Source organism: Pantoea sp. ME81, assembly GCF_903970985.1.
Taxonomy (GTDB): Bacteria; Pseudomonadota; Gammaproteobacteria; order Enterobacterales; family Enterobacteriaceae; genus Pantoea; species Pantoea communis.
Window position 1 is genome coordinate 1 of sequence record NZ_CAJCKS010000011.1, and the last position, 26,101, is coordinate 26,101.

Here is a 26,101-nt window from a genome sequence, read left to right on the forward strand (position 1 = left end):
AGACGACCTGGTGCGCATCGGACCGAATGCGCGCTGTGGCCCACCGATCCGCCCACGCCCGGTGGTCGATGCGCTGTGGCAGGTGCTGCTGCGTGGCGACGTCGACATGATCGCCTCTGACCACTGCCCCTACACCCCGGCACAGAAACAAGCCGGTGAAGCCAGTATTTGGGACGCAGGCATGGGATTAACCGGCGTCGAAACCTTGAGCCCGATGTTCTTCAGCGCGGCACATATCGATCGCGGCCTGGCCCTCACCGAGTTTGCGCGCATGACCGCCAGCGGTCCGGCCAAAGCCTTCCAGCTGTGGGGCAAAAAAGGCGCGATCGCACCTGGCTTCGATGCCGATTTGGTGTTTATCGATGCGCAGCAGAGCTGGATCGTGGAGGGGGAAAAATTCCAGGGACTCGGCAGGTGGAGCGCATTTGAAGGGATGCGCTGTCAGGGTAAAGTGGTGCGCACACTTATTCGTGGTGTCACGGTATTCCAGGATGACCAGATGCAGGTTGAACCCGGCTTTGGTCAGTTCGTGACCCGGCAGGTATAAACAGGACAATCACCATGGCAGGAAAATCATCCACCCCAAGCCGTAAAAGCAGCGCACCGCTGGCGCAGGAAGCCGCTTCAGACGGCAACTGGCAAGCTGCGCGTCCGCGCACGCTGGTCGATCACGCCGTCGATGCGATTCTCAGCGCCGCCTCGCGCGGATTGATTTTACCCGGCGACCGTATTGCCGAACCGGATCTGGTGGCAAAACTCGGCATGAGCCGCGTGCCGATCCGTGAAGCGCTGCGCATTCTTGAAAGCCAGGGCATCGTCACCAGCGAGCCGTATAAAGGCATCCGTTTGATGGAGATTTCCCATCAGCGGCTGGAGCAGATTATTGATGTGCGCATCCCACTGGAAACATTGGCCTGTCGCCGCGCGATTGAAGCCGGACGCAATGGCGCCGAGCAACTTAATCAGCTGTATCAGGGCGTGGCACAGATGCAAACCATGATGCAAAACGATGATGTGTATGGCTTTGCCTCGGCGGACACTGATTTCCATCGCACGCTGTGCAGCTTCGCCCACAACCCGGTATTGAGCAATTTGTGGGAGTCAATTGCGCGCCAGCTGACGGTGATTTTTGGCCTCTCCACCATGGGCAAATCGATGAGCGACATCATTGAAGAGCACCAGCGACTGATCAACGTGTTCGCCGAGGGCGATATCGCGCAGATGACCGATGAAATTGAAAACCACATCCGCATTCAGGCACTGGATGTGGATTACGAGACCTTGATTACGCAGCGCCGACAGCAGCGTTCCGCTGTGGGCTGATGCTTTATTGATTGCCTTTACACCAGGAAAACCACGATGAAGATCACCAACGTTGAAGCGTTTTATCTGCGTCTGCCGGTTATTGAGCAGCGCACCGATAGCTCGCAGGATGCACTGCTTATCAAAATCACCACCGATGCGGGCATCACCGGTTGGGGTGAAGTGGATGGCAGCCCGTATGTCACCAAAGCCATTATCGAAGCACCCTATTCGCACACCATGGTCACCGGACTGAAATCGCTGCTGATCGGCGAGAACCCGCTGGAGACCGGCCGTTTGTGGAAGAAGATGCACAAAGCCACCATCTATTACGGACGCAGCGGTGCCGTGCTGCAGGCGATGGCGGGCATTGATATCGCCCTGTGGGACATCAAAGGCAAAGCGCTGGGCAAACCGATTGTTGAACTGCTGGGCGGTGCGATGCGCAACAAGATGCGCGTTTACTCCTCCAACATGTTCCAGTACAGCGTCGAAGAGACGGTGGCGCGCGCGCAGCACGCCATCGATACTGGCCACACTGGCGTGAAGTTTGGCTGGGAGCCGTTTGGCACCGATGAAGCGCTGGATCTGCGCTATCTGGAAGCGCTGCGCACCGCGATGGGTGACAGCGTGGATCTGATGCTGGATGTCGGCCACGTCTGGGATGCGAAGACCACCGTGCGCCGCAGCCAGCGTTATGAACATCTCAACCTGTTCTGGATCGAAGAGCCGCTGCACCCGGATAACTACGCCGGTTACGGCCAGGTGTCTGCCGCCTGCCAGCAGCACATCGCCGCCGGTGAGCAAGAGTGTTCGGTGGTTGGCTTCCAGCGCCTGATTGATGAAGGCGGTATCGACATCGTGCAGATCGATCTGACACGCACCGGCTTTACTCAGGCGATGGAGATCGCCAGCTACGCGCACAGCCGTGGCCGTAAAGTGTGTAACCATAACTTCACCACCGACATCAACACCGCCGCCTCGCTGCATTTCCTGTGTGCGATTGAGAACGCGCTGGTGATGGAGTATTGCGTGGAGCCAGGCGAAATCAGCCGCTCGCTGGCGAAAAATCCGGTGCGCATTGCAGATGGCTATGCGTGGTTGCCGAGCGAGCCAGGTCTGGGCGTTGAGCCGAACGAAGCGGTGATCGAGAAGTTCCTCGTCCGCGATTAAGTCACCGCCAGGCAAACACCGGATGCGTGATTAACCCATTGTTCAGCACACACTCGGTTGCGGCGCGATTTATCGCCTGAGGCTCATCCGTTTTATTCACCAAAGCGGCCACGGTTAAACGTGGTCGCTTTATTCGTTTGGGTGAGAATGCTGGCGTGCAGGCCAGAGCACCACGGCTATTGCCGGGCTGTCCTCACGCTGCGACCAGGCAGTGTCACCCGTAACAGAGTGATCCGAATTTCAGTCCCAAAGGTTGTTGACGCATCACGCTGTGACTACCCTTCTTCGCACGGACGTATTGCCGACGAGGAAGCCATGTCGCAAAAAATACACTGGATTGACAACTTACGTGCGGTTGCCTGCCTGATGGTGATCGTCATTCACACCACCACCTGGTATATCACCGGCCCGATGGCCGTCACGGGTATTAGCTGGGATGTGGCGAACCTGCTCAACTCCGCATCGCGCGTCTGTGTGCCGTTGTTCTTTATGATTTCGGGCTATCTGTTCTTTGGCGAACGCAGCGCGCAAGGGCGCCATCTGCTGCGCATCGTACTGTGTTTATTGTTCTACAGCGCGGTGGCGCTGGCCTACATCACCTGGCTGACGCCGATCAGCGAAGGCCGCTCGCTGCTGAAGCTGCTGCAAAAACCGGTGTTCTATCACCTGTGGTTTTTCTTCGCCATTATCGGCATCTACCTGCTGTCGCCATTGATTCAGGTGAAAAGCGTGCAGCCGCGCTACGTCGCATTGCTGGTCGTGGTGCTGGCGGTGCTGGCCAATCCCAACACCGTGAGCCAGTCGCTGGGGCCGTTTCATTGGTTGCCAGTGAATCTTTACGTCAGCGGCGACAGCATTTACTACCTGCTGTACGCGCTGCTGGGGCGAGCAATTGGCTGCATGGACACCGAGAAGCGCGGCATCAGCTGGCTGGCGGGATTGGGCTTTATCGCCTGCTGGATTGGCATTACGCTCGGCACCAAACAGATGCTGAAAATCAACGGCGCATTCAACGACACCTGGTATCTTTACTGCGGCCCGCTGGTGTTTATCGCCGCTATCAGCTTGCTGGTGCTGTTCAAGAATGTGCTGAACAGCCGCACACTGCCGATACTGGCGACGATTTCGCGCTATTCACTGCCGATATATGGCTTTCACGCGCTGTTTATCCACTATCTGCGCACCAACCATTACGACGATATGTCACGTCCGTGGCTCGATCTGCCGTGGGTATTTGGCATCACGCTGATCGGCAGTTTGCTGCTGGCGATGCTGCTCAAACGCGTGGATAAACATCATCTGGTGAGCTGATCGTCCCAGCGCTGATGCGCGCGACGCAACTGGCGTGCCGAGGAGAACCCGGCCGCCAGCGCAGCTTTCTCCGCCGCTTCGCCCTGTTGCTGGCGCTGACGCGCAATTACCAAACGCAGCTGTTCATGGTATTCGCGCACGCTAATGCCGAGATGCTGGCGGAACAGGCGCGTGAGATGACGCTCGCTGACATGCGCGCGCTCGGCCAGCGCGGTCAGTGACCAGTCATGCTCGGGATGGGCGATCATCACGTCCTGCGCCCGGTGAATCGCCGGATGCAGGTGATTGCGATAGCGCAGCCACGGCGAGAGCTGGGGATCGTCACCCGAACGCCGGAACCACACCACCATTTCCCGCGCCACCTTCAGCGCCTGCGGTGCGCCGCAAAGCCGGTTGATCAGATGCAGCGCCAGATCGATGCCCGCCGTGATACCCGCGCTGGTCCAGATGCCATGATCTTCCACGAACACGCGGTTATCCTTCACTAACGCTTCCGGTGCGGCGGCTTTCAAGCGCGGTAACACATCGTGGTGAGTGGTGCATTGCACACCATTTAGCAATCCGGCCTGCGCCGAGAGCAGTGCACCGGAACAGATGCAGACTAATGTGATGCGTTTAGAGTGGATGGCGGACTGCTGCGAGCGGAGCCAGTCGCGCGCGGCGGCGGCAGGTGCCGTATCGAACCAGACTTTGGAGTCATACACGCCGGGCACCACCAGCAGGCTGTTATCGGGTAGCTGCTCAGGAAGTGGCGCAATATCCGCGATCGTCATGCCGGTGGAGCAGCGCACGCTGGCTTGCGGGCCAATGTAGTGCAGAGCAAAAAAGCCATCCGCCAGTTGCAGCGTTTCCGCCGGACCAGTGAGATCGAGCGCCATCACGCCAGGAAGAACCAGGAAATAGACGGGCTGCGGCATTAAAGGCTCCAGGGTAGGTGATGTGTTTTTCCCTCAGCCTCTGCATGGCAGAGAACTGTTCGAGGGTTAACGTAACATTGCTGCTGCCTCAGCCTCTCTGGATGTCTTTCCCTCCGAAGAAGGGAGCGTGCTAAGGACAATTCAGGCCATAAGGAACTAACCTGATTTGCCCATCATAGCGGAATAAATATAAAAACCACGACCCAATCCGGCCATCACTTAACCGAATCAGGACATCAGCGGTTTGAGATGCTGATACAACTGCGCAAACTTCTCACGCTGCGGCTGATAAGCCTGATGATGAGCCGCATCGGGCTGATGCCGCTGCACCAACTCTGGTGCGGGCCACTCGCTCTGCGGATCAATCGCCCATTGCGCCAGACGTGCAGCACCAAGAGCTGGCCCTACCTCACCGCCGTGGCAATAATCCAGCGTTAATCCACTGATATCCGCCAGCATTTGCCGCCAGTGCGCACTGCGCGCGCCGCCGCCTATCAGCATCACGGTTTGCGGCTGCACGCCGCATTCATGCACCGCGTCCATGCCTTCTGCCAGCGCAAAGCCCACGCCTTCCAGCACCGCGCGCGCCAGTTCAGGACGGCCATGCTGATGGGTCAAACCAAAAAATGCGCCCTGCGCCTGCGGATTGTTGTGCGGGGTGCGCTCACCAGACAGATATGGCAAAAATAAAATCGGTGCGGCTTCACTGCTGGCTTTTTCCGCTTCCGCCAGCAGCTCAGGCACGTCTTTACAGCCGGTTAAGGTGGCTGCCCAGTCAAGGCAGGATGCGGCACTCAGCATCACCGACATCAAATGCCAGCGATTGGGCAGCGCATGGCAAAAACTGTGCACCGCTTGCTGCGGATTGCTGAGATAGCCGTCGCTGACCAGGAAGTAGACGCCAGAAGTGCCGAGCGACAGCATGCCCTGACCCGGCGCCACCATGCCGACACCCACCGCGCCCGCCGCGTTATCTCCGCCGCCCGCCACGATCGGCACCGCGTTCATCTTCCAGCGTGCGGCAACGTCAGGCGATAAGGTTCCAGTGATCTGGTTGCCTTCATAAAGCGCAGGCATCTGGCTGCGGTTGAGATCGCAGGCGCTGAGCAGGGCATCACTCCAGTCACGCTGCGCCACATCCAGCCACATCGTGCCGGCTGCATCGGACATGTCGCTGGCGAAGTCACCGCTCATCCGCCAGCGCAGGTAATCTTTGGGCAGCAGAACTTTCGCCACTCGTTTAAACACACCGGGTTCGTGCTGCTGCACCCATAACAATTTGGGTGCAGTGAAACCGGGCATCATCAGGTTGCCGGTAATCTGGCGCGAATCGGGCACGCGCTGCTCCAGTTCCCGACACTGCTCACTGCTGCGCCCGTCGTTCCACAGAATCGCCGGACGCAGTATCTGGTGCTCAGCGTCCAATAGCGTGGCGCCGTGCATCTGACCGCTCAGACCAATGGCCTTCACGCCGCTGAGATCGTGCTGCTGCGCCAGCGCCTGCATCGCCTTGTCTGTAGCACTCCACCAGCTTTCGGGATCCTGCTCGCTCCACAACGGCTGCGGACGCGACACCTGCAATGGCGCGGTCTCCACGGCAATCACCTGCCCCTGCGCATCCAGCAACACCACTTTGACGCCAGAGGTGCCTAAATCGATCCCGATAACCATGTTCAGCTCCTGATGCAGTGAGAAATCATAACTGTAGCCTTAGGTGGAGAATTTAATCACCTCTGCGCGGCGACGCTTCATATCAGAGCGTGAGAACGTGCTGTAGCGCACGGCTAAGATCAAGATTTCGCGCTGGGTTGTCGCTATAATTGCGCGGCATCTTCAAAGGAAGATCGTCGTCTCCGGTGAGGCGGCCGGATTTCAAATCCGGTTGGGGCCGCCAGCGGTCCCGGGCAGGTTCGACTCCTGTGATCTTCCGCCACTAGTTTCTCCCATCTCACACCGATGCATCAAAAGTGACTTAGGCAACCTGTAAGTCTTCATTACAAGTTGGAAAGATATAGCCAAAAAAGACACAGCAAGGCTGGCACTTTACTTCCGCTCGGTTCTCCGCCACTTTGCGCATTGGATAAATTTTCGGACCCGACCATGCTCATCCATCCCACCGACAACCTCACCTTCTCTGGCGATCCGCGTGCGGATGAGCTGCGCAAAAAACTGCTGCAACCCAATGCACCCAAAGTGATTGCGGCGTCATTATCGAAACAGCTTGATCGAGAAAGCCGCACCCACAGACATGCCGCCGGACAACTTTACTGTCTGAAGCAAGGGATGATGACGGTCAACACGCCCTCGGGTATCTTCGCCAATCCGCCGCGCCTGGTCGGGTGGATTCCGCCACACTTTGAACACGCGATTATCGGGCCAGGTCGCGTGCTCGGCTGGACGGTGTTGGTGGATGAAGCGCTGACGGCACCGCTGCCAGAACATCCGGTGCTACTCTCCTGCCCTTCGGTGCTGGAACCGCTGGCTGAGCGGCTGGCAAGTTTGTCGCCGGATAGCTGGGGCAGCGATCGTTACAACCGGTTATGCGATGTGTTTCTCGATGAGCTGTATGAGTCCACCGAGCATGCGCTGACGCTGCCACTCCCCGAAGAGCCACGCCTGCGGCAGATTGCGCGCTTGTTGATGGATAATCCGGCGGATACCCGCACCGGCCCCGAGCTGGCACAGTGGGCAGGATTGAGTCCACGCAGTCTGAGCCGTCACTGGGCCAGTGCGGTGGGCATGAGCCTCTCGCGCTATCGCCAGGTGTCGCGACTGTTGAAATCACTGGAAGGGTTGGCCGACGGCAAAAGTGTGCAGCAGGTAGCGTGGCAGGTCGGCTTTGATAGCGTGAGCAGTTACATCAGCGCCTTCCGCAGCGCCTTTGGTTCCACGCCCGGTAAATACTTTACGCCGCCTGACGCGTCTGCGGTTGCAGTATCAGAAGACTCGTAGGTCCATCGATCGCTGGCAGGCTGTGATGATATTTGCGACGAAACGCGCCGGGCGGCAGATCGTACATGCGGCGGAAGGTGCGGCACCATGTCTGCTGCGACTCAAAGCCATACTTAATCGCAATCTCCATCAACGGCATGTGACCGTTCATCAGCGCAATCGCCGATGCCGTGAGTTTACGTTCGCGAATATAGCTGCCCAGCGCGATACCAGTATGGTGGCGGAACATGCGTTGCAGATGCCACTGCGAATAGCCCGCACGACGCGCCACCGTCTCCAGCGTCAGTCGCTGTTCAATATTGTCTTCGATCCAGAGCATCAGTTGATGCATACAAGCTGCCTGAATATCCATCTTTCCTCCTGATGGCGGATTAAAAAGTCAGCAGCATTATAAAAAAGCTTCAGTTGGCTATGTTTAGCGTTAAAGCCAATAAATAACGATATCTCGCCAAACTTTAATGGCTGTCGTTCTGACCCGACGCTTGCAGCTTACACCATCATGTAATATTGTAAGTTACATGACAAATGCCTGACAGGAGAATGTATGAATAGTTGGATGACTTCAGACGTGGGAACTTGTGTCGCGATAGCTCTGGCAGCGGCCAGTATCGCGATGACCCTCACGCAAACCGAGTTGTTTGCTGGCTTACGCGCGTGGGCCGCCAAAAAGCACGCGCTGCTCGGCCATCTGTTCCACTGCTTTTACTGCATGAGCCATTGGACGGTGCTCGCGGGCATGGTGATTTATCGCCCTGCGCTATTGCACAGCGAGATGGCACTCGTTGATTGGGTGATGACCGCGTTCATTACCTTAACCCTGACCACCTTTATCAACGGGTTGATGTTCAAAGTGTTCCAGGCAGCGGTCACCACGCATGTGATGAAGCACAATGCGCAGATCACTTTGCAGAAGCAGGATTGAGGTTATTCACTGCACAGCGGATGGGGCTCAGATTCCAGCCCCAGTTTTGCCATTTTCTTGAGGTAATCATCGGCAATATCAGCCACGGTGATGTGGCTAAAGCGTTGAAGCAGCAGCACTTCCGCTTCATGGAGCGCCTGATCCAGACGCTCATCGACCGCATGTTCAACTAAACACGGCGAAGGATCGGCAGCAGGCCCGATACTGAACAGCGCAGGCGACCCAATCGCCTGATACACATCCAGTAGCGTAATCGCGCTGAGTTCCACCCGCAGCTCCCAACCGCCGCCGTGCCCCTTCTCCGAGACCACATAGCCTTTTTCGCGCAGGCCAGACATCATGCGGCGTACCACCACCGGATTGGTGCCCAACATCTTCGCCATCGCTTCCGAGGTGGCGCGTTTAACGTGCCGATCAAGATGAATTAAGGCGTGCAGTGAGCGGGACATACGGTTGTCGCGGGGCATGGATCGTTCCTCTAAAGTTCACGACACTGTAGCAAAGCCGCCCGATAGCAACAATTTATCCGGTCGTCTAGATAGTCGCTCCCATCGAGAGTCGATAATGCAGATTGACCTGTTCAATAGTCGGCTGCTGGTTAATCTTCTTCAGCACAATCTCGGTGGCGACTTTACCCATCTCAAAACGTGGCGTAATCACGCTGGCTAAGCGTGGCGTGGTGGCCTGGCCAATCTCCAGCCCGTGAAAACCGGCAATCGCCATCGTCTGCGGCACGGCAATTCCGGCTGCCTGACACTCCTGCAATACGCCGACAGCTAAATCATCATTGGTGCAGAGAATCGCGTCCATTTCCGGATAGAGCTGGCGTGCCAGCGTCATCATGCCCGTACCAATCGATACTGAAGAGACCTTATTCGGGACGATACGCCCCGCCGGAAAGCCCGCCGCTTCTACCGCATCACGATAACCCGCATAGCGCTGCTCATCGCGGCGATCGGACATCGAACCAAAATAGATGACGCGCTGTTTGCCGCTGGCCAGCAGCATCGAGGTCATATCGTAACCGGCGCGATAGTTATCAAAACCGACGTTGATCCGCCCGCTGGCTTCCGTCAACCCCATCACTTCCGCCACCGGAATATTGGCGGCATTGAGGTATTTCTCGGCGCGTACTGTGTGCACGGATTCGGTGAGGATCAGCCCTTTGATATTGAACGCCAGCACGGTAGCGATCTGCTCCTCTTCACGCTGGGCGTTGTAGTCGTAATTGACCACCAGCGTCTGATAGCCGTGCGCACTGGTGACCGACTCAATGCCCGCCAGCAGATCGGCAAAGATTTGGTTGTTAAACGAAGGAACCAGCACGCCGATGCGTGGCTGACTCTGTTTGGTTGCGGTGGTGTTGTCGCTATCGGGGACGTAGCCGATTTCAGCCATGACGCTGGCGATTTTCTCCGCCGTTTCCGTTTTAACCTTTTCCGGGGTACGTAAATAACGGCTTACCGTCATTTTGGTGACGCCCGCCAGGGTAGCAATATCGTCCAGAGTGATGCGCTGCGTTTTCATTGCGACGTCCGCAAAGATGGCCTGTCAATCAACGTATTATGCCCGTTGCCCGGCAAAAAATGAAACCTACGCTTAACCTCCCTCAAGGAGAGAAATCAGCGTCATATTACAGAATAAAAATTTCACACCGTTGCAAGAAAAAACAAGAATAGTCATATCATGCCTCTCGCCTCTGATAAAAAACCTATCATTTCAGCCAAATATGGCCCTACCGTGAATATTGCCATCAGCAATTTTCGCAACGTCGTTCACACTTTCTGGAAAAAATGATCCAAAAACCATCATTTAGAACATATATTCCAACGTGATGACCTTGAGTGAAAAACGCTGAACATCGATAACCTACACCACTCCTCTTTCTGAACACGTAACGTTCAGGCCGTAGAGACAAGGGGCTATAACAATGGATACCAGGCAAAAACGCTACAACATGAAGTACGTCATACTCTGCTGTACCGTCGCGGCATTTGGCGGACTGCTAATGGGCTATGACTCTTCAATTATCTCCGGTGCAATCGAACCTTTAAGTGAATATTTCCAGTTAACCCCCGCAGAAACCGGCTGGGCCGTTTCCAACATTCTGCTGGGTAGCTTAGTAGGCTGCTTTATTGCCCCGCGACTGAGCGACAAACTCGGACGCAAAAAATCGCTCGCCATTACCGCACTGCTGTTCACCGTTTCGGTGATCGGCACCGCCATCGCCCACAACTTCACAGTGTTTGTGCTGTTCCGCATCATTGGTGGACTGGCGATTGGCCTCGCCTCGGTGATTTCGCCGATTTACCTCGCGGAACTGTCGCCCTCGAAGTTTCGCGGCCGTACCACTGCACTCTATGCGGTATGCTGTGTCGGTGGACAATCGGTGGTGTTACTGACCAACTACTTCATCACCAAATCGACGCTGCCCGAGGTGATGATCAACATGGGCTGGCGTTATATTCTGGCTACTGCACTGGTGCCTTGTGCACTGTTCATCTTCTTCATCGCCTTTATCCCGGAATCTCCGCGCTGGAACGTGCTCAAGGGCAAATACGATGAAGCGCTGGATACGCTGACCAAAATTTCCAACCGCGAGCATGCCGAGAGCGTGTTCAATGAAATCAAACACTCGTTCTCAGACAAAACCGCGCATCAACATAAATCGCGCCTGCGCCTGGATAAAACCACTATTCCGCTGTTGATCATCGGTATCGGTCTGGCGGTCGGTAACCAGATCAGCGGCATTAACGTCATTCAGTACTTCGGTCCGACATTGCTGAAGAACGTGGCGGGCAGCACCGATTCGGCGTTGCTGCAGACCTTCTGGCTGTCGATTTGTCAGTTTATTGGCGTGCTGGCGGGCATGATGGTGATTGATAAAATTGGCCGCCGTAAGCTGCTGCTGCTGGGGGCCATCACCTCCTGCATCTGCCTCGCTTACTCGTTCATCGCGTTCTATTATCACCTGCCGGGTATGCTGGCGGTGGTGGGTCTGTTTGCCTATATGATTTTCTTTGGCATGACCTGGGGCCAGATTGTCTGGACCGTGCTGGGCGAAATCTTCCCTACCGAAATTCGTTCGATCTGCGTCGGGATTTCCATCTGTGCCATGTCGCTGGCGAACTTTGTGATCAGCAGTACTTTTCCGATCATGAACAGCAGCCCGATGCTGCTGGATCTGTTCCACGGTGGTTTCCCTCTGCTGCTGTTCGCGATTTTCTCTCTGGGAATGTACTTCTTTACCTTCCGCTACCTGCCAGAGACCGCGGGCGTGTCGCTGGAGAAAATTCATGGGCTGGTGCTGGAGAAGTTTAACGTCGAAGCGGAACTGCCGCAGAGCACCTCGCCGGCCAAACCCAGCGAGTCATTTGATATTCCACGGCATTAATGTGATGAAGCGCGCCTAAGAGATGGCGCGCTCATATTGCTCAATCACCGCCAGCGCCAAACCGTTGGCAGGATCAATACGCTGCGGCAGGAAATGCAGCTGCGTGTGGGAGAAGGTAAAGGCCAGCGTGCTGGCCTGCGCCGTTTCTTCAACCGCCTGGATAAAGGCAGGATGCGTATTCCACGGCCCATCAATAATGATGCTCGCCGGGTTCACCAGCTGCATCACATGGCTCAGGGCGTGGCCCAAATGTTGACCGGTTAACGCCATCACTTCACTCACGATCTGCGGTTCACTGGCGGCATTCTGCCAGCGCAGTCCTGTTTTACGCTGCCCCAACTGCTGTTGAATTGCGGGCTGACTGATCAGCGTTTCCAGGCAGCCTGAACGTCCACAGCTACAACGCAACCCTTTCGGTTGCACCTGCAAATGACCAATCTCCCCGGCGGTCCAGCTGCTGCCGACAAACACTTCGCCCTGTTCCACCAGCGCACCGCCAACCCCTTCACCGATACGCAGATAAAAATGGCTTTGTGCTCTATCCAGATCGAGTTGCTCCACCGAGAGCAGCGCAGCGGCTTTGACGTTATGCATAATGCGCAGCGGCAAACGGCAGGCGCTGACCAGCGGCGTCAAAACATCGACATCCTGCCAGCCAAGATGGGCGGAAAAGTGCACCCTGCCGCGCAGTGGATCGATAATGCCGGGAAAGCCTACGGCGATGCCCAGTAGTTCAGGATGCGCGGCGTGCAAGGTCTGGCACACTTCCTCCAGCTCACGCAGCAGCTGCTCAGGATCGGCGGTCGCCGTTTGCCAGGTCTGTTCCGCAATCACCTGCGAGAAATAATCACAGACGCGCCAGTGAATGGCGTTGCGCTCCACCATGATGCCGGCACTTTTTAGCTTTTCCGCGCGTAGCGAAATTTCGATTTTTGGGCGTCCAGCCGCTGCCACGCTCACCGGGCCGAGTTCGTGAATCAGGCCCTGCGCCAGCAAATCATCCACAATCAGGGATACGGTGTTTTTACTCAGCTGCAGCGCCAGCGCGATATCCTGGCGGGAAGTAATACGTGTGCTACGCAGTTGCGTCATCACGCGCTTAAGGTTGTTTAATCGAAGTAATGCGGGGCCTTTACCGGCTGCTTTCATCGCGCGCCCACCTGACTCAATACTCATCACCGCGTACACGGCTGCGATAGCTTTCCCAATCGAAACGCACCCACAAACTGGTGCCGAGACGCATACGATCCATCACGCGCTCACCTAATAAGCCGTTCATTCCCGCCGGGTCCAGATTCGACAACATGCCGGTTGGGCGTTTTGACGATGAGCGACGATCGACAATCTGATTGATGATCACTTTTTCGTAGCGGGATTCGCTCTGCATGCCGATCTCATCGATCACCAGCAGATCCACATGGCTGAGATCCTGCAGCAAGCGCTCTTCGGTGATGTCGCTGCCACCGCTGAAGGTGCCTTTCATGCTCGACATCAAATCGGCCACGGTGACAATCAATACGCTTTTGCCACGCAGAATGAGGTCGTTACCAATGGCGGCGGCCAGATGGTTTTTTCCGGTGCCAGGGCGGCCAGAAAACACGAAGCTGGCGATGCTGTTGTCGAACCCGGCGGCATACTCACGCGCCAGCGCGAGTGCTTTGCGCTGACCATCATTCTCGACACGATAGTTATCAAACGAGCAGTTCATGTGCAGCTCACGGATACCGGAACGCCCCATGATACGCTGCATTTTCATGGCGCGGTTTTCGCGCACGATGGCTTCAGAGCGCAGACGGCCCTGCTCCTGATTCCACGCCAGCAGCTCTTCACCGTTTTTAAATTTCGGCTGCACATCCGCAGGCATAAATTTTTTCAGGCGACTGAAAAGATCGTTCGGCGTTTTCATCACTCACCTCGGAATCCATCGGGAATATCATATTGAGTATTGCTGATCTGGGTGATATCGCGCTTGGGCTGACCGCCATTAGCAGCGCGGTTCATTTGTACGCTGCGCGCCAGTTTCTGCTGCCACTGCACATGATGGAACAGTCGGCCTTCGGCCTGCCAGTAAGCCACAAAGGTAGCCAGTTCGGCTGCGGTGACCGGTTCATTCAGCGCCACACCCCAGATGGCGGCCTGCCGCTGAAAATCGTGATCCGGCTGCCAGCCCGCGTACATGGCAAACTTGCCTACCGGTGTGGCAATCGGTGCCGCATCGCTATGGAACAGGCTGTCATCCAGCGTGACATCATTTGGCTGCTGCGCTGCGGCTTCCAGCGCCAGCAACTGTGCCAGACGCTGCGGTGTCAGCGCATAAAAAGCGGGCGCATTGTTGTGCAGCACCGCCAGCACGCCGTTATCGGCCTGCTGCAACACGGCAAGCGGATCCTGGCAAAAGCCATCCAGCCCCACCAGCGTTGAAGATAAGATTTTAACTGACATGAAGAAACCTGACGTTGACCAACCCGGAGCGCCGATAGGTTTAGCGCTAAGTGGTCAGTGTACCTGTTTTAACGCGATGGATCGCGCAGGATTTAGAAGCTGGCGCTGACGCCAAGGCTGTAAATAAACTGTTCACCGCTGATCACCGCACCGGTTTGCGAGAAGGAGGCGAAAGCCGCCATATTTTGCCCAAACGGCACATTGGCCCCCACGCTGACATCCACCCAGTTGCTTTCATGGCCGATCTCCTCGGGGCGATCGCGCAGCGATGACGCATTTTCATCACTCAATTGATGGCTGTAGCTAACCTGTGCCCAGGGTGAAATCCAGTCAAGGGTGGAATCAACGCGCCAGCCCAGTGAGGCAATATGTCCGGCGTGATTGCCATCGACAAATTCACACTTCGGGCAACTCACTCGCGAATCATCCACCGCGAATTGCGCCACCGGACCGGTGCGCAGCGTCGCACTCATCGGCATCTGCCAGCCTGCCGAATAGCGGTTAGCAAAGGGGGCATTCCCCACGCTGGCTTTTTCACTGTGCAGCACCATCGCGCTCTCATCCGGTGAATTAAGCGCGGCATCCATCAGGCTGATGTCACGATCTTCTGTCAACATCAGGTGATGACTGGAAATCTTTTCAGCAAGTATCGCATTGTAATCCGGCACATAATCCGCGCCCGATTCATCCCAGGCGTAAGCCGGCAGCGCCGCAAATAACAGCCACACACTGCCAAAAGCCAGCATGAGATTGTGCTGGCCTGTCCACTCACTTTTCTGCAACATGAAAGACTCCTGACGAGCCAGAAAGGAAACGGGCGTTAAGATTCAGGTTTATTGATTATCGGCACCCATTGATTAACTATTAATCGATTCTGTAATACGTCAAGGGATTAACTGTATTTTCCTCATGCTTAGGGAGAGTAATATGCAACGTTGTGGCTGGGTAACACAGGATCCACTCTATCTGGCGTACCACGATAATGAGTGGGGTGTGCCGCAAACTGATAAGCGGGCCTTATTTGAAATGATCTGCCTTGAGGGACAACAGGCGGGTTTGTCGTGGATCACCGTGCTCAAGAAACGTGAGAACTATCGTCGCGCGTTCCACGAATTTGATCCTCAGGCCGTGGCGTTGATGGATGAGGCCGACATGCTGCGCTTGCTGCAAGACAGCGGATTAATTCGTCATCGCGGCAAGCTGGAGGCGATCATCAATAACGCCAAAGCCATGCTGGCGCTGGAAGCGGAAGGCGAAGACTTTTCACGCTTTGTCTGGTCATTTGTCGATAATCAGCCGATTTTGCACCGTTTCGCCGATTACAAGCTGGCGCCCACCACCTCCGAGCCTGCCATCGCGCTCTCTAAGGCGTTAAAGAAGCGTGGTTTTAAATTCGTCGGTCCAACAACATGCCATTCATTTTTGCAGGCGTGCGGGCTGATTAACGATCATCAAACCAGCTGTTTCTGCCATCCCGATAATCTTTAACGCAAAACTTTACACTTTAAGACTGACCCTCACGCATTTCCCCATTATTGAACGGCATAATAGTGCCGTTTTGGGGCATTTTCCCCGTGTGACTTTGTGAGGGATTTTCAATGAAAAAGCGTAGTTTGACGCTGGCCTTGTTACTCAGCGGCAGCGTTGTGCTGTCCGGTTGTACCACCAATCCTTATACCGGCGAATCGCAGGCCGGGAAATCCGGCATCGGCGCGGGCTTAGGTGCCGTGCTGGGTGCAGGCGTAGGCGTGTTGTCATCATCCAAGAAAGATCGCGGCAAAGGCGCGCTGATTGGTGCCGCATCCGGTGCGGCGCTGGGCGGTGGCGTCGGCTATTACATGGATGTGCAGGAAGCGAAGCTGCGCGACAAAATGCGCGGTACTGGCGTCAGCGTGACGCGTCAGGGCGATAACATCGTGCTGAATATGCCGAATAACGTCACTTTTGACTCCAACAGCAGCAACCTGAAACCAGCAGGTGCAAACACCTTAACGGGTGTCGCAATGGTGCTGAAAGAGTATCCTAAAACCGCCGTCAATGTGGTGGGCTTCACCGACAGCACCGGTACGCGCGCGCTGAATATGCGCCTGTCGCAACAGCGTGCGGAGAGTGTGGCCAGCGGCCTGATTCTGCAAGGCGTGGCGCAGAACCGTCTGCGCACGCAGGGCATGGGTCCGGATAATCCGGTGGCCAGCAACAGCACCGAAGCGGGTAAAGCACAAAACCGCCGCGTCGAGATCACGCTGAGCCCACTGGGTTAATCCCCTTCGCCGGTCTGCTTCTGCAGATCGGCGTTTCCGCACGTTTTTACACCGCATTAGACGCTTTTTGTATCAGATAACGCTCTATAATCGTCAACCAATAGAGCCGTAAAATACTTTATGCTAGCGTGATCAAAATTTGATCAGTGGAAAACGTCATCATGTCGCTCAAAGCCATTGCCGCTGCCCTCGGCCTCTCTGTTACCACCGTGAGTCGTGCGCTAAATGGCTATGACGATGTTGCGGCCGCCACGCGTAAACGTATTGAAGAAGAAGCCACTTCCCGCGGCTATCGTCCGAATGATGCCGCTCGCCGTCTGAAGACCGGCCGCGCCAATGCCGTCGGGCTGGTTTTCCCGGTCAGCACCGCCTCTTTGAATGACAGCTATTACAGTGAAATGCTGTTGACGCTGGATCAACGCCTTGCTCAGCACGACATTGATCTGATGATCCTGCCGGATAAACCGCAGGATAAGCACCGCACGTTGATGCGCCTGTTGCGCAGTGGCGCGCTGGATGCACTGATTCTGACCCATACCCAACCGCATGATATCCGTCTGCAGCGTTTGCAGCAGAAAGGCTATCGCTTTCTCACGCTGGGCCGCAGCCAGCTGCCGCAACCTTATGCCTGGTTTGATTACGATAATCATGCAGGCACCTTGCTGGCCGCTGAACACTGCCTGCAACAAGGGCTGACAAGGCTTGCCTATCTTGGCGGCAACGAGCCCTGCACGTATATCCTCGATCGTCGCCACGGCTTTATCGATGCCCTCACACAGCATCAACCACCTATCGCGCCAACGATGCTGGCCGCGCTGCCGGTAACACGTCGTGCCGGTTACCAGCAAACACAGCGCTGGCTGGCGCAGGATATCGCGCCTCAAGCCATCATCACGGATTGTGCGCCGCTGGGTGAAGGCGCGGCCATCGCGTTGCAGCAGGCCGACCGTTTAAGCGGCGCGCGGGCGATCCCACTTTATGTCTATGATGGCTTGCCGCATGACTCCATTATCGATCATCCGGTGAACGCCATTCTTCAACTGTCGCAGCAGCGCATTGGCGAACGCGTGGCCGAAATGGTGCTGCAACTGCTGGAAGGTGCACCGCTTGAGGAGCTCCAGACGCTGTGGCAACCGATGTTGCGCCTCACTTCTGATGCACAATGATTGCGTGCGCGCCGCGCTGTGATAGTCTTCGCCTGATTTTATTATTCAGGTGTACGCGATGAAGACCAGGCCGCCACGAGCCACAATCAGTGACGTTGCCCGCACGGCAAAAACCGGTAAAACCAGCGTTTCCCGCTATCTTAATGGCGAAGTGAATCTGCTCTCGCCCGATCTCAAAGCCCGTATTGAACAGGCGATTGCCGACCTCGATTATCGTCCCAGCCAGATGGCGCGCGGACTAAAGCGTGGCCGCACGCGGCTGATTGGCCTGATTATCGCGGATATTACCAATCCCTATTCCGTGGATGTGCTGAGCGGTATCGAAGCGGCCTGCCGTGCGCAGGGCTTTACGCTGCTGATGTGTAACACCAACAACGAAGTCGATCGCGAGCAGTATTATCTGCAACTGCTGAGCAGCTATCAGGTTGAGGGCATCGTGGTGAACGCGGTCGGGATGCACGAAGAGGTGCTGAAGCGCCTGCAGCAGTCGATGCTGCCGATGGTGCTGATCGACCGCAAAATCCCTGACTTCGCCTGTGATGTGGTCGGCCTGAATAACCCCGAAGCCGCGCAAATTGCCACCCAGCATCTGCTGGACAACGGTTACGATGCCCTGCTGTTCCTCAGCGAACCCTTAGGTAGCGTCAACACCCGCCGTGAACGCCTTGGCGCATTCTATGACACCAGCAAAGCCCACGCCGGCGTGATGGCGGAAAACGCCGAAGTCCCCCTGCATCAGCCTGAACAGCTGGAGCAGGTGCTGCGGACATTCCAGCAACGCCACAGTGACAAACGCTGCGCGGTGATGGCCGCCAACGGTGCCCTGACCTTACAGGTGGCGCGCGCCTTGCAGCGGCTCGAACAGCGCTGGGGTGAAACCATCGGACTGCTCGGTTTTGATGAGCTGGAGTGGGCCGCACTGGCAGGCGTGGGTATCACCACCCTGAAACAGCCCACCTGGCAAATTGGCTATGCGGCGCTGGAACAGGTGATCTCACGCATTGACGGTAATGAGCAGCCGATCAATGAGCAGGTTTTCCCCGGTGAGCTCATTGTGCGCGGCTCCAGCCAGCCGCTGCGCTAATCCCCTTTTCTCTGGCTCACTTCGTGAGCAGGATCATAATTCCACACTCTCTTCCTTTCATTTGGAACCGGTTCCATTTAGGTTTTTTTTAAGACATCGATTTAAAACAACGGGCGGCTCAGACCGCATCCTTCCGAGTTCAATGGAGAGACAACATGGCACATCCGGAAATCATCGTGGTCACCGCCGCCTACGGCACGCACAAAGTCGCTGAGTTAGGTGGTCAAACCGCCCTGCTGCCGCTGATCAAAGCCGCTGGCGCGGATGGCGTAGAAATCCGTCGTGAGCTATTCAGCGAAGACGATCTGCTGAGACTGCACTCGCTCAACGAGGCAATTGCTCAACAGCAGCTCAGTGCCAGCTACTCGGTGCCGGAAGCGTTGTGGCTGGAAGATGGCTCGCTCAACCCTCGTCTGGGGCAGTTCCTGCTGGAAGCCGAACAGATTGGCGCTAAGCGTTTGAAAATCGCCCTCGGCCATTTTGTCGATCTCTCCGACGCTGCGCTGGTTGAGGTACTCGCCGCATCGCCGGTAACCGTGGTGGTGGAAAACGACCAAACGCCAGACAGCAAACTGGCCCCGATGCAGACCTTCTTCCATCGTGCCTGCGATACCGCCCTGCCGCTGGATATGACCTTCGACATGGGCAACTGGCAGTGGACCGGCGAAGACGCCTTGCAGGCAGCGGCGCAACTCAGCCGTTACGTCAGCTACATTCACGTGAAAGCCGCGGTGCCACATGGCGAGAGCTTCCGTGCGGTGGCGCTGGACGAAACCGACGGCAGCTGGCGCACATTGCTTAACGCACTGCCTGCTGATGCGCCGCGCGGCATCGAATTCCCGCTCGAAGGCGAAGATCTGCTGGCCGTGACACGCCATTACGTTGAATTGCTGCGTGCGCTGTAAGGAGTCGATGATGAAGCAACTGGATGTGGTCACGATTGGCGAAGCGATGGCGATGTTTATCGCTCAGCAAAGCGGGGATCTCGCCGCCGCAGAGGGCTTCGTCAAACGTATTGCCGGTGCCGAACTGAATGTAGCCATCGGCCTGGCGCGCCTTGGTTTACAGGTCGGTTGGGTCAGCCGCGTCGGCGATGACAGTTTCGGTCGTTTCACGCTGCAACAGCTGGCGAAAGAGAATGTCGATCATCACTGTGTGACCACCGATACCCGCTATCGCACCGGTTTTCAGCTCAAGTCGCGCGTCGATGACGGTTCCGATCCTGAAGTGGAATATTTCCGTGCAGGCTCCGCCGCCAGCCATCTGTCACCAGACGATTTTAATGCGGATTATTTTGGTGGCGCGCGCCACCTGCACCTGAGCGGCGTGGCCGCCGCCCTCTCCGACAGCTCGCTTGAGTTGACCAAACATGCGGCCAAAGAGATGCGTTCGCGCGGCAAAACCATCTCCTTCGATCCGAATTTGCGCCCGGTGTTATGGCGCAGCGAGGAGGAAATGCGTAAGCAGCTGAATCTGCTGGCAGAGTATGCAGACTGGGTGCTGCCGGGTGAGAAAGAAGGGTTCATTCTGACCGGCTATCGCCAGCCGGAAGCCATCGCCGATTTCTATCTGGATAAAGGTGTACGGGCTGTGGTGATCAAAACCGGCTGCGACGGCGCCTGGTACAAAACTGCCGACGGTGAAAAGGGCAATGTCGCACCGATTCTCGTCGATAACGTGGTGGATACCGTAGGCGCGGGCGATGGTTTTGCCGTGGGCCTGATCAGCGCACTGCTGGAAGGCAAATCGCTGCCACAGGCGATTCTGCGCGGTAACAAGATTGGTTCGCTGGCGATTCAGGTCGCCGGCGACAGTGAAGGCCTGCCGACGCGCGCGGCACTGGGCGATTTTTAATCAAGCGGTTGCCTTCATTGGCAACCCTGCAGGTCGGGTACGCATTAACGCGTACCTGGTGAAACAGTCTGTCTCTACACAACCCGATTATTTCGAGGCGCATCCATTGAATGTGCCCGCCTCAAAACAGAGGAGTCACCCATGAAATCGCAGACAATCGCGCCAAAACGCTGGTGGTTTATCATGCCCATCGTGTTTATCACCTACAGTCTGGCGTATCTGGACCGGGCGAACTTTAGCTTCGCCTCTGCCGCAGGGATTAATGACGATCTCGGCATCACCAAAGGCATGTCATCGCTGTTGGGTGCCCTGTTCTTCCTTGGCTATTTCTTCTTCCAGATCCCCGGCGCGGTGTATGCCGAACGCCGCAGCGTGAAGAAGCTGATTTTCTGGTGCCTGATTCTGTGGGGCGGCTGTGCCTCATTAACCGGCGTGGTAAGCAACATTCCGATGCTGGCAGCGATTCGTTTCGTGCTCGGCGTGGTGGAAGCGGCGGTGATGCCGGCGATGCTGATTTACATCAGTAACTGGTTCACTAAGTCGGAACGTTCGCGCGCCAATACTTTCCTGATCCTCGGCAATCCGGTCACGGTGCTGTGGATGTCGGTGGTGTCCGGCTATCTGATTAATGCTTTCGGCTGGCGTGAAATGTTTATCTTCGAAGGCATCCCGGCGGTGATCTGGGCCGTGGCCTGGTGGTTCCTGGTGCAGGACAAGCCAGCACAAGCCAAATGGATGAGCGACGAAGAGAAATCCGCCCTGCAGGCGCAGTTGCAGAAAGAGCAGGAAGGCATCAAAGCGGTGCGTAACTATGGCGAAGCCTTCCGCAATCGCAATGTGATCATTCTGTGCATGCAATATTTTGCCTGGAGCATTGGCGTGTACGGTTTCGTACTGTGGCTGCCTTCGATTCTGCGTAACGGCACACAGATGGGTATGGTCGAGGCGGGTTGGCTTTCAGCAGTGCCTTATCTGGTGGCGACCATTGCGATGGTCGTGGTGTCATGGGCGTCTGACAAAAAGCAAAACCGTAAGCTGTTTGTCTGGCCGCTGCTGCTGATTGGGGCGCTGGCGTTCCTTGGCTCCTATCTGGCCGGTTCCAGCCACTTCTGGCTGTCGTATGCGCTGCTGGTGATTGCCGGTGGCGCGATGTATGCCCCTTACGGCCCGTTCTTTGCCCTGATTACTGAGATGCTGCCACGCAACGTTGCTGGCGGTGCCATGGCGCTGATTAACAGCATGGGCGCACTCGGTTCCTTCATCGGATCGTGGATTGTAGGCTATCTTAATGGCGCAACCGGCAGTCCTGCTGCCTCTTATATCTTTATGGGTGCCGCGCTGCTGGTCTCGGTGTGGCTGACGTTAATCGTCAAGCCCGCGGAGAACAAGACAGCACCGATTCATGGGGCGAAGCACGCCTGAAAGCGTAAGAAATGACTTTTCCGGGCGGCTCAGGTCGCCCGTCACACGTTCTACAGGGAGCAAATGATGAAACCTGCTGTGATTCTTTATAAGAGCCTGCCAGACGATCTGCGCGCTAAACTGGATGCCCATTTTACCGTCACCGAAGTGCATGACGTCTCCCCCGAAACCGTGCAACAGCATGCCGCGCAGTTTGCGGAAGCACAGGGTTTGCTGGGTTCTGGTGGTAAGGTAAATGGCGATCTGCTGGCAAAGATGCCCGCACTGCGCGCTTGTTCTACCGTGTCTGTGGGTTACGACAACTTTGATGTCGAAGCCTTAAATCAGCGCAATGTACTGCTGATGCACACGCCAACCGTTTTGACCGAAACCGTGGCCGATACCATGATGGCGCTGGTGCTGAGCACCGCCCGTCGCGTCACTGAGTTGGATCAATGGGTTAAAGGTGGTGAGTGGAAGAAAAGCATCGGACCAGAACATTTCGGCATCGACGTGCATCATAAAACGCTGGGGATTCTCGGCATGGGCCGTATCGGCCTGGCGCTGGCGCAGCGTGCGCACTTCGGCTTCGGCATGAATATTCTCTATAACGCACGCCGTCAGCATGAAGAGGCGGAAACCCGCTTCGGTGCGCGTGCTTGTGACCTTGAAACGCTGCTGAAAGAGAGTGATTTTGTCTGTATCAGCCTGCCATTGACTGAGCAGACACATCATATGATTGGCGCTGCACAGCTCAAGATGATGAAACCCAGCGCCATCCTGATAAATGCAGGTCGCGGCCCGGTGGTTGATGAGCAAGCGCTGACGGCGGCATTGAAGGACGGCACGATTCACGCAGCCGGTCTGGATGTGTTTGAAGTGGAGCCGGTGCCTGCCGATGCGGAGATCCTTAAGTTGCCGAACGTGGTAGCGCTGCCGCACATCGGCTCAGCCACCCATGAAACGCGTTACGGTATGGCACGTGATGCGGTGGATAACCTGATTGCTGCGCTGAGCGGCAAAGTCGAGAAAAACTGCGTTAACCCCCAGATCCAGGCCTAAGCTTGCTGCTTTAGCCATTGCGCCTGCCCGTGGCGGGCGCTATGGTGGTTGCCCATTCCCGATTACAATGTTTTAACTTCCTATGTCCTTTTCTCAGTTCGGCGACAAATTTACTCAACATTCCGGCATCTCACGTCTGATGGAAGACATGGGTGAAGGCCTGCGCACGCCCGGCACCATTATGCTTGGCGGCGGCAACCCGGCGCAGATCCCGGCCATTAATGACTACTTCAACCAGCTGCTGCTGCAGATGCATCAGGACGGAAAACTGAGCGAAGCGCTGTGCAATTACGACGGTCCGCGTGGCAAAACGCTGCTGCTGGATGCGCTGGCGAACATGCTGCGTGAAGAGCTGGGCTGGCCGATTACCGCGCAAAATATTGCACTGACCAACGGCAGCCAGAGCGCTTTCTTCTATCTGTTTAACTTGTTCGCGGGCCGTCGCGCCGACGGCAGTAAAAAACGCGTGCTGTTTCCGCTGGCACCGGAGTATCTCGGTTACGCCGATGCCGGACTGGAAGAAGATCTGTTTGTTTCCGCCAGGCCGAACATTGAGCTGCTGCCAGAGGGGCAGTTCAAATATCACGTCGATTTCGACCATCTGCCGCTGAATGAGGACATGGGCCTGATTTGTGTGTCGCGCCCGACCAACCCGACCGGCAACGTGATCACCGATGACGAGCTGATGCAGCTGGATGCGCTGGCACAACAGCATGGCGTGCCATTACTGATCGATAACGCCTACGGTGTGCCCTTCCCTGGCATTATCTTCAGCGAAGCCCGTCCGTTGTGGAACCCGAATACTATTCTGTGCATGAGCTTGTCGAAACTCGGCCTGCCGGGTGCACGTTGCGGCATTATCGTTGCCGATGAGAGCACGATCAGCGCGATTGGCAACATGAATGGGATTATTAGTTTAGCGCCAGGCAGCATCGGTCCGGCGATTGCCACAGAGATGATTGTGCGCGGCGATTTACTGCGTCTGTCGGAAGAGGTGATCAAGCCGTTTTATCAGGCCAAGGTCAGCGAGACGATTGCCATTCTGCGCCGCTATCTGCCGGAAGATCGCTGCCTGATCCACAAACCCGAAGGGGCGATTTTCCTTTGGTTGTGGTTCCGCGACCTGCCGATCAGCACCGAAGCACTCTATCAGCGCCTCAAAGCCCGTGGTGTGCTGATGGTGCCGGGTCATTTCTTCTTCCCCGGTCTGGAACAGGAATGGCCGCATACGCATCAATGTATGCGCATGAACTATGTACCGGATGCGGAGAAGATTGAACGCGCGGTGCAGATTCTGGCGGAAGAGCTGGAGAAGATTGGCAACGAGGCTTAATCCGCCGTTAACGACAGCTGGCACCACTCTGCCAGCTGTTTGATCGCCTGCTCCACTTCCGCATTCCAGCCAAAACCGGCATTCAGCCGGAAACAGTGATCGTAGCGATGATCGGTGGCGAAGATGTGGCCCGGCGCGATGCCGATGCCCGCGTTGCGCGCTTTAAGAAACAGCGCTCGCACGTTTAACGCCTGTACAGGCATTTCCACCCACAACACATAGCCGCCTTCAGGATCCGATACACGCGTGCCCGCAGGGAAATAACGCAACACCGCCTGGCGCATATGGTGGATTTGATTCTTCAGCTCACGACGCAATTTGCGCAGATGCGCATCGTAGCCGCCGCTGCGCAGCAGTTCGGCAATCGCCGCCTGTGACAGCACCGAAGTACCCATACTGGTGGTGTATTTCAATGAGGCGATTTTGCGCATGTAGTTGCTGCTGTGTACCCATCCAATACGGATACCGGGTGCCACCGTTTTCGAGAAGCCGCTGCACAGAATGGCATTCGGGCTAAAGGCGCGCATCGGGAACGGACGGCGATCGCCAAACGCCGTATCACCGAAAATATCATCCTCAATAATCACCACATCATTCTCATCGGCCTGACGCGCAATATAGGCTTTCTGCTCGTTGGGAATGCTTTTCCCGAGCGGATTATTGATGTTGTTGATGGTGAGATAGGCCTGCACCGCTTTACGCTGAAACAGCGCGGTGAGCTTGCTGACGTTAACATAACCTTCCGGCCCGGCTTCCACTTCAATCACGCGCAGATTGAGGTTGTGCAGCATCTGCAACAGCACGAAGTAGCACGGCGATTCCACTGCCACGATATCGCCGGGGCGGGTGGTGGCGCGCAAAGCCAGTGAGATAGCTTCGATGCAGCCGTTGGTAATCAGGATGTCATCAGCGCTGATATTGCAGCCATAATCCACCGCGCGGCGTGCAATCTCGGCTTTAAGCGGCGCATAGCCGGTGCCCTTCACCGTGTTTCCGAGCAGTGCCGGTTTGCTGTACCCCATCTGGCGCATCAGCAATCCAATTTTCTTGACCGGATAGAGCGAGATATCGCCATTGGCCAGATCCAGCCGCACACGACAATCGGAGCCCAGCATGGCCAGATGCAGCTCGGTTTGCTCGTCCAGCGGCGCGACTTCACGCGGCTGTTCGCTGTGAATGGCAGCGGGTAACCCCCTGGGAACCTGACGAGGCGCCACAAAAAAGCCGGACTTAGGACGCGCCACCGCGTAGTGCTCATCCTCCAGCGTGCGTAATGTTTTCAGCGCGGTGGTCATGCTGACGCTGTACTGCGTCGCCAGCGTGCGCACCGACGGTAAACGGCTATCGGGCGGCAGCGATCCGCTGTGAATGGCCTGTTTTATCTGCTCTGCAATCTGACGGTAACGACTACTCTGACTCTCCTGTTCACCCGTTCCATCCGCCATCTGTTCCACCCTATATCGTGCTGATCTGTGCGTATCCATCAGATTACATTCAAAGTACTTTAGGCTGCATCCGTTAATTCAG

General features: G+C 56.4%; 26 protein-coding genes and 1 tRNA gene. 17 read left to right on the forward strand and 10 right to left on the reverse strand.

Annotation, left to right across the window (positions count from 1 at the left end; all coding sequences use genetic code 11):
- The 4 genes from H7A81_RS03555 to H7A81_RS03570 form a co-directional block, all read left to right on the forward strand.
- A partial coding sequence (locus H7A81_RS03555; protein WP_182056736.1) for a dihydroorotase family protein occupies positions 1 to 547 on the forward strand: 547 nt, incomplete at its 5' end.
- A gap of 14 nt (positions 548 to 561) precedes the next feature.
- Positions 562 to 1,323, forward strand: a complete 762-nt coding sequence (locus tag H7A81_RS03560; RefSeq protein WP_160868651.1) for a GntR family transcriptional regulator — start codon at positions 562 to 564, stop codon at positions 1,321 to 1,323.
- 36 nt (positions 1,324 to 1,359) lie between these two features.
- Entirely contained in the window at positions 1,360 to 2,475 is a 1,116-nt protein-coding gene (locus H7A81_RS03565; RefSeq protein WP_182056737.1) for a mandelate racemase/muconate lactonizing enzyme family protein, read from the forward strand.
- 315 nt (positions 2,476 to 2,790) lie between these two features.
- A complete protein-coding gene (locus H7A81_RS03570) occupies positions 2,791 to 3,786 on the forward strand; it encodes an acyltransferase (RefSeq protein WP_166933308.1) in 996 nt (331 codons plus the stop codon).
- Here the strand turns inward: H7A81_RS03570 and H7A81_RS03575 are convergent.
- Both H7A81_RS03575 and xylB read right to left on the reverse strand, forming a co-directional pair.
- Positions 3,771 to 4,703, reverse strand: a complete 933-nt coding sequence (locus H7A81_RS03575; protein WP_160868648.1) for a GlxA family transcriptional regulator — start codon at positions 4,701 to 4,703, stop codon at positions 3,771 to 3,773. The genes H7A81_RS03570 and H7A81_RS03575 overlap by 16 nt on opposite strands.
- A gap of 228 nt (positions 4,704 to 4,931) precedes the next feature.
- Positions 4,932 to 6,374 carry a xylulokinase gene (gene xylB, locus H7A81_RS03580; protein ID WP_182056738.1) on the reverse strand — a complete coding sequence of 481 codons (1,443 nt, stop codon included), beginning with the start codon at positions 6,372 to 6,374 and terminating at the stop codon, positions 4,932 to 4,934.
- Between the two features lie 167 nt (positions 6,375 to 6,541).
- Here xylB and H7A81_RS03585 point away from each other — a divergent pair.
- Both H7A81_RS03585 and H7A81_RS03590 read left to right on the forward strand, forming a co-directional pair.
- Positions 6,542 to 6,636: transfer RNA gene (locus H7A81_RS03585), tRNA-Sec, on the forward strand.
- 167 nt (positions 6,637 to 6,803) lie between these two features.
- Entirely contained in the window at positions 6,804 to 7,655 is an 852-nt protein-coding gene (locus H7A81_RS03590) for an AraC family transcriptional regulator (RefSeq protein WP_182056739.1), read from the forward strand.
- On the opposite strand, the gene H7A81_RS03595 is transcribed toward H7A81_RS03590, so the two are convergent.
- On the reverse strand, positions 7,609 to 8,007 hold the full coding sequence (locus H7A81_RS03595) for a helix-turn-helix domain-containing protein (protein WP_038643912.1): 399 nt from the start codon (positions 8,005 to 8,007) through the stop codon (positions 7,609 to 7,611). The two genes, H7A81_RS03590 and H7A81_RS03595, sit on opposite strands and share 47 nt — an antisense overlap.
- A 192-nt stretch (positions 8,008 to 8,199) precedes the next feature.
- On the opposite strand from H7A81_RS03595, the gene H7A81_RS03600 reads away from it, so the two are divergent.
- Complete coding sequence (locus H7A81_RS03600) at positions 8,200 to 8,577, forward strand: DUF1360 domain-containing protein (RefSeq protein ID WP_182056740.1); 378 nt, start codon at positions 8,200 to 8,202, stop codon at positions 8,575 to 8,577.
- Between the two features lie 2 nt (positions 8,578 to 8,579).
- Here the strand turns inward: H7A81_RS03600 and H7A81_RS03605 are convergent, their stop codons facing one another.
- Both H7A81_RS03605 and H7A81_RS03610 read right to left on the reverse strand, forming a co-directional pair.
- Positions 8,580 to 9,044 carry an Rrf2 family transcriptional regulator gene (locus tag H7A81_RS03605; protein ID WP_034829963.1) on the reverse strand — a complete coding sequence of 155 codons (465 nt, stop codon included), beginning with the start codon at positions 9,042 to 9,044 and terminating at the stop codon, positions 8,580 to 8,582.
- 67 nt (positions 9,045 to 9,111) lie between these two features.
- Positions 9,112 to 10,104: a LacI family DNA-binding transcriptional regulator gene (locus H7A81_RS03610; protein WP_034829964.1), complete on the reverse strand. Its 993-nt coding sequence runs from the start codon at positions 10,102 to 10,104 to the stop codon at positions 9,112 to 9,114.
- Positions 10,105 to 10,507: 403 nt separating this feature from the next.
- Between H7A81_RS03610 and H7A81_RS03615 the strand changes: the two genes are divergently transcribed.
- On the forward strand, positions 10,508 to 11,971 hold the full coding sequence (locus H7A81_RS03615; RefSeq protein ID WP_182056741.1) for a sugar porter family MFS transporter: 1,464 nt from the start codon (positions 10,508 to 10,510) through the stop codon (positions 11,969 to 11,971).
- Positions 11,972 to 11,986: 15 nt separating this feature from the next.
- Here the strand turns inward: H7A81_RS03615 and H7A81_RS03620 are convergent, their stop codons facing one another.
- The 4 genes from H7A81_RS03620 to H7A81_RS03635 form a co-directional block, all read right to left on the reverse strand.
- Complete coding sequence (locus H7A81_RS03620; protein WP_182056742.1) at positions 11,987 to 13,120, reverse strand: ROK family protein; 1,134 nt, start codon at positions 13,118 to 13,120, stop codon at positions 11,987 to 11,989.
- Between the two features lie 16 nt (positions 13,121 to 13,136).
- Positions 13,137 to 13,877, reverse strand: a complete 741-nt coding sequence (dnaC, locus tag H7A81_RS03625; protein ID WP_034829969.1) for a DNA replication protein DnaC — start codon at positions 13,875 to 13,877, stop codon at positions 13,137 to 13,139.
- Positions 13,877 to 14,413: a primosomal protein DnaT gene (gene dnaT, locus H7A81_RS03630; RefSeq protein ID WP_166933328.1), complete on the reverse strand. Its 537-nt coding sequence runs from the start codon at positions 14,411 to 14,413 to the stop codon at positions 13,877 to 13,879. Before dnaT ends, dnaC begins: the two co-directional genes overlap by 1 nt.
- A gap of 92 nt (positions 14,414 to 14,505) precedes the next feature.
- The gene (locus tag H7A81_RS03635) at positions 14,506 to 15,198 is read right to left on the reverse strand and encodes an autotransporter domain-containing protein (protein WP_182056743.1); all 693 of its coding nucleotides are present in this window, start codon (positions 15,196 to 15,198) and stop codon (positions 14,506 to 14,508) included.
- Between the two features lie 142 nt (positions 15,199 to 15,340).
- Between H7A81_RS03635 and H7A81_RS03640 the strand changes: the two genes are divergently transcribed.
- The 9 genes from H7A81_RS03640 (at position 15,341) to H7A81_RS03680 (ending at position 24,574) form a co-directional block, all read left to right on the forward strand.
- On the forward strand, positions 15,341 to 15,901 hold the full coding sequence (locus tag H7A81_RS03640) for a DNA-3-methyladenine glycosylase I (RefSeq protein ID WP_034829972.1): 561 nt from the start codon (positions 15,341 to 15,343) through the stop codon (positions 15,899 to 15,901).
- 110 nt (positions 15,902 to 16,011) lie between these two features.
- Positions 16,012 to 16,674 carry an OmpA family lipoprotein gene (locus H7A81_RS03645; protein ID WP_034829973.1) on the forward strand — a complete coding sequence of 221 codons (663 nt, stop codon included), beginning with the start codon at positions 16,012 to 16,014 and terminating at the stop codon, positions 16,672 to 16,674.
- A gap of 161 nt (positions 16,675 to 16,835) precedes the next feature.
- Entirely contained in the window at positions 16,836 to 17,840 is a 1,005-nt protein-coding gene (locus tag H7A81_RS03650) for a LacI family DNA-binding transcriptional regulator (RefSeq protein ID WP_160833319.1), read from the forward strand.
- 58 nt (positions 17,841 to 17,898) lie between these two features.
- Positions 17,899 to 18,924, forward strand: a complete 1,026-nt coding sequence (locus H7A81_RS03655) for a LacI family DNA-binding transcriptional regulator (RefSeq protein ID WP_058961163.1) — start codon at positions 17,899 to 17,901, stop codon at positions 18,922 to 18,924.
- 155 nt (positions 18,925 to 19,079) lie between these two features.
- Positions 19,080 to 19,829 carry a sugar phosphate isomerase/epimerase gene (locus H7A81_RS03660; protein WP_182056744.1) on the forward strand — a complete coding sequence of 250 codons (750 nt, stop codon included), beginning with the start codon at positions 19,080 to 19,082 and terminating at the stop codon, positions 19,827 to 19,829.
- A gap of 7 nt (positions 19,830 to 19,836) precedes the next feature.
- Entirely contained in the window at positions 19,837 to 20,778 is a 942-nt protein-coding gene (locus H7A81_RS03665) for a sugar kinase (RefSeq protein ID WP_182056745.1), read from the forward strand.
- Positions 20,779 to 20,919: 141 nt separating this feature from the next.
- Positions 20,920 to 22,200: an MFS transporter gene (locus H7A81_RS03670; protein WP_182056746.1), complete on the forward strand. Its 1,281-nt coding sequence runs from the start codon at positions 20,920 to 20,922 to the stop codon at positions 22,198 to 22,200.
- 66 nt (positions 22,201 to 22,266) lie between these two features.
- Positions 22,267 to 23,241: a glyoxylate/hydroxypyruvate reductase GhrB gene (gene ghrB / locus H7A81_RS03675; protein WP_182056747.1), complete on the forward strand. Its 975-nt coding sequence runs from the start codon at positions 22,267 to 22,269 to the stop codon at positions 23,239 to 23,241.
- An 82-nt stretch (positions 23,242 to 23,323) separates the two neighbouring features.
- Complete coding sequence (locus H7A81_RS03680; protein WP_182056748.1) at positions 23,324 to 24,574, forward strand: valine--pyruvate transaminase; 1,251 nt, start codon at positions 23,324 to 23,326, stop codon at positions 24,572 to 24,574.
- Here the strand turns inward: H7A81_RS03680 and H7A81_RS03685 are convergent.
- Positions 24,571 to 26,019, reverse strand: coding sequence for a PLP-dependent aminotransferase family protein (locus H7A81_RS03685; RefSeq protein ID WP_182056749.1), 1,449 nt, complete (start codon positions 26,017 to 26,019; stop codon positions 24,571 to 24,573). The two genes, H7A81_RS03680 and H7A81_RS03685, sit on opposite strands and share 4 nt — an antisense overlap.
- Between the last annotated feature and the right edge of the window lie 82 nt (positions 26,020 to 26,101).

What these genes read in the sequence shown, in the direction of transcription:
- H7A81_RS03560 (WP_160868651.1), top strand. Translation starts at nt 562, where the DNA reads ATGGCAGGAAAATCATCCACCCCAAGCCGTAAAAGCAGCGCACCGCTG.
- H7A81_RS03565 (WP_182056737.1), top strand. Translation starts at nt 1,360, where the DNA reads ATGAAGATCACCAACGTTGAAGCGTTTTATCTGCGTCTGCCGGTTATT.
- H7A81_RS03570 (WP_166933308.1), top strand. Translation starts at nt 2,791, where the DNA reads ATGTCGCAAAAAATACACTGGATTGACAACTTACGTGCGGTTGCCTGC.
- H7A81_RS03575 (WP_160868648.1), bottom strand. Translation starts at nt 4,703, where the DNA reads ATGCCGCAGCCCGTCTATTTCCTGGTTCTTCCTGGCGTGATGGCGCTC.
- xylB (WP_182056738.1), bottom strand. Translation starts at nt 6,374, where the DNA reads ATGGTTATCGGGATCGATTTAGGCACCTCTGGCGTCAAAGTGGTGTTG.
- H7A81_RS03590 (WP_182056739.1), top strand. Translation starts at nt 6,804, where the DNA reads ATGCTCATCCATCCCACCGACAACCTCACCTTCTCTGGCGATCCGCGT.
- H7A81_RS03595 (WP_038643912.1), bottom strand. Translation starts at nt 8,007, where the DNA reads ATGGATATTCAGGCAGCTTGTATGCATCAACTGATGCTCTGGATCGAA.
- H7A81_RS03600 (WP_182056740.1), top strand. Translation starts at nt 8,200, where the DNA reads ATGAATAGTTGGATGACTTCAGACGTGGGAACTTGTGTCGCGATAGCT.
- H7A81_RS03605 (WP_034829963.1), bottom strand. Translation starts at nt 9,044, where the DNA reads ATGCCCCGCGACAACCGTATGTCCCGCTCACTGCACGCCTTAATTCAT.
- H7A81_RS03610 (WP_034829964.1), bottom strand. Translation starts at nt 10,104, where the DNA reads ATGAAAACGCAGCGCATCACTCTGGACGATATTGCTACCCTGGCGGGC.
- H7A81_RS03615 (WP_182056741.1), top strand. Translation starts at nt 10,508, where the DNA reads ATGGATACCAGGCAAAAACGCTACAACATGAAGTACGTCATACTCTGC.
- H7A81_RS03620 (WP_182056742.1), bottom strand. Translation starts at nt 13,120, where the DNA reads ATGAAAGCAGCCGGTAAAGGCCCCGCATTACTTCGATTAAACAACCTT.
- dnaC (WP_034829969.1), bottom strand. Translation starts at nt 13,877, where the DNA reads ATGAAAACGCCGAACGATCTTTTCAGTCGCCTGAAAAAATTTATGCCT.
- dnaT (WP_166933328.1), bottom strand. Translation starts at nt 14,413, where the DNA reads ATGTCAGTTAAAATCTTATCTTCAACGCTGGTGGGGCTGGATGGCTTT.
- H7A81_RS03635 (WP_182056743.1), bottom strand. Translation starts at nt 15,198, where the DNA reads ATGTTGCAGAAAAGTGAGTGGACAGGCCAGCACAATCTCATGCTGGCT.
- H7A81_RS03640 (WP_034829972.1), top strand. Translation starts at nt 15,341, where the DNA reads ATGCAACGTTGTGGCTGGGTAACACAGGATCCACTCTATCTGGCGTAC.
- H7A81_RS03645 (WP_034829973.1), top strand. Translation starts at nt 16,012, where the DNA reads ATGAAAAAGCGTAGTTTGACGCTGGCCTTGTTACTCAGCGGCAGCGTT.
- H7A81_RS03650 (WP_160833319.1), top strand. Translation starts at nt 16,836, where the DNA reads ATGTCGCTCAAAGCCATTGCCGCTGCCCTCGGCCTCTCTGTTACCACC.
- H7A81_RS03655 (WP_058961163.1), top strand. Translation starts at nt 17,899, where the DNA reads ATGAAGACCAGGCCGCCACGAGCCACAATCAGTGACGTTGCCCGCACG.
- H7A81_RS03660 (WP_182056744.1), top strand. Translation starts at nt 19,080, where the DNA reads ATGGCACATCCGGAAATCATCGTGGTCACCGCCGCCTACGGCACGCAC.
- H7A81_RS03665 (WP_182056745.1), top strand. Translation starts at nt 19,837, where the DNA reads ATGATGAAGCAACTGGATGTGGTCACGATTGGCGAAGCGATGGCGATG.
- H7A81_RS03670 (WP_182056746.1), top strand. Translation starts at nt 20,920, where the DNA reads ATGAAATCGCAGACAATCGCGCCAAAACGCTGGTGGTTTATCATGCCC.
- ghrB (WP_182056747.1), top strand. Translation starts at nt 22,267, where the DNA reads ATGAAACCTGCTGTGATTCTTTATAAGAGCCTGCCAGACGATCTGCGC.
- H7A81_RS03680 (WP_182056748.1), top strand. Translation starts at nt 23,324, where the DNA reads ATGTCCTTTTCTCAGTTCGGCGACAAATTTACTCAACATTCCGGCATC.
- H7A81_RS03685 (WP_182056749.1), bottom strand. Translation starts at nt 26,019, where the DNA reads ATGGCGGATGGAACGGGTGAACAGGAGAGTCAGAGTAGTCGTTACCGT.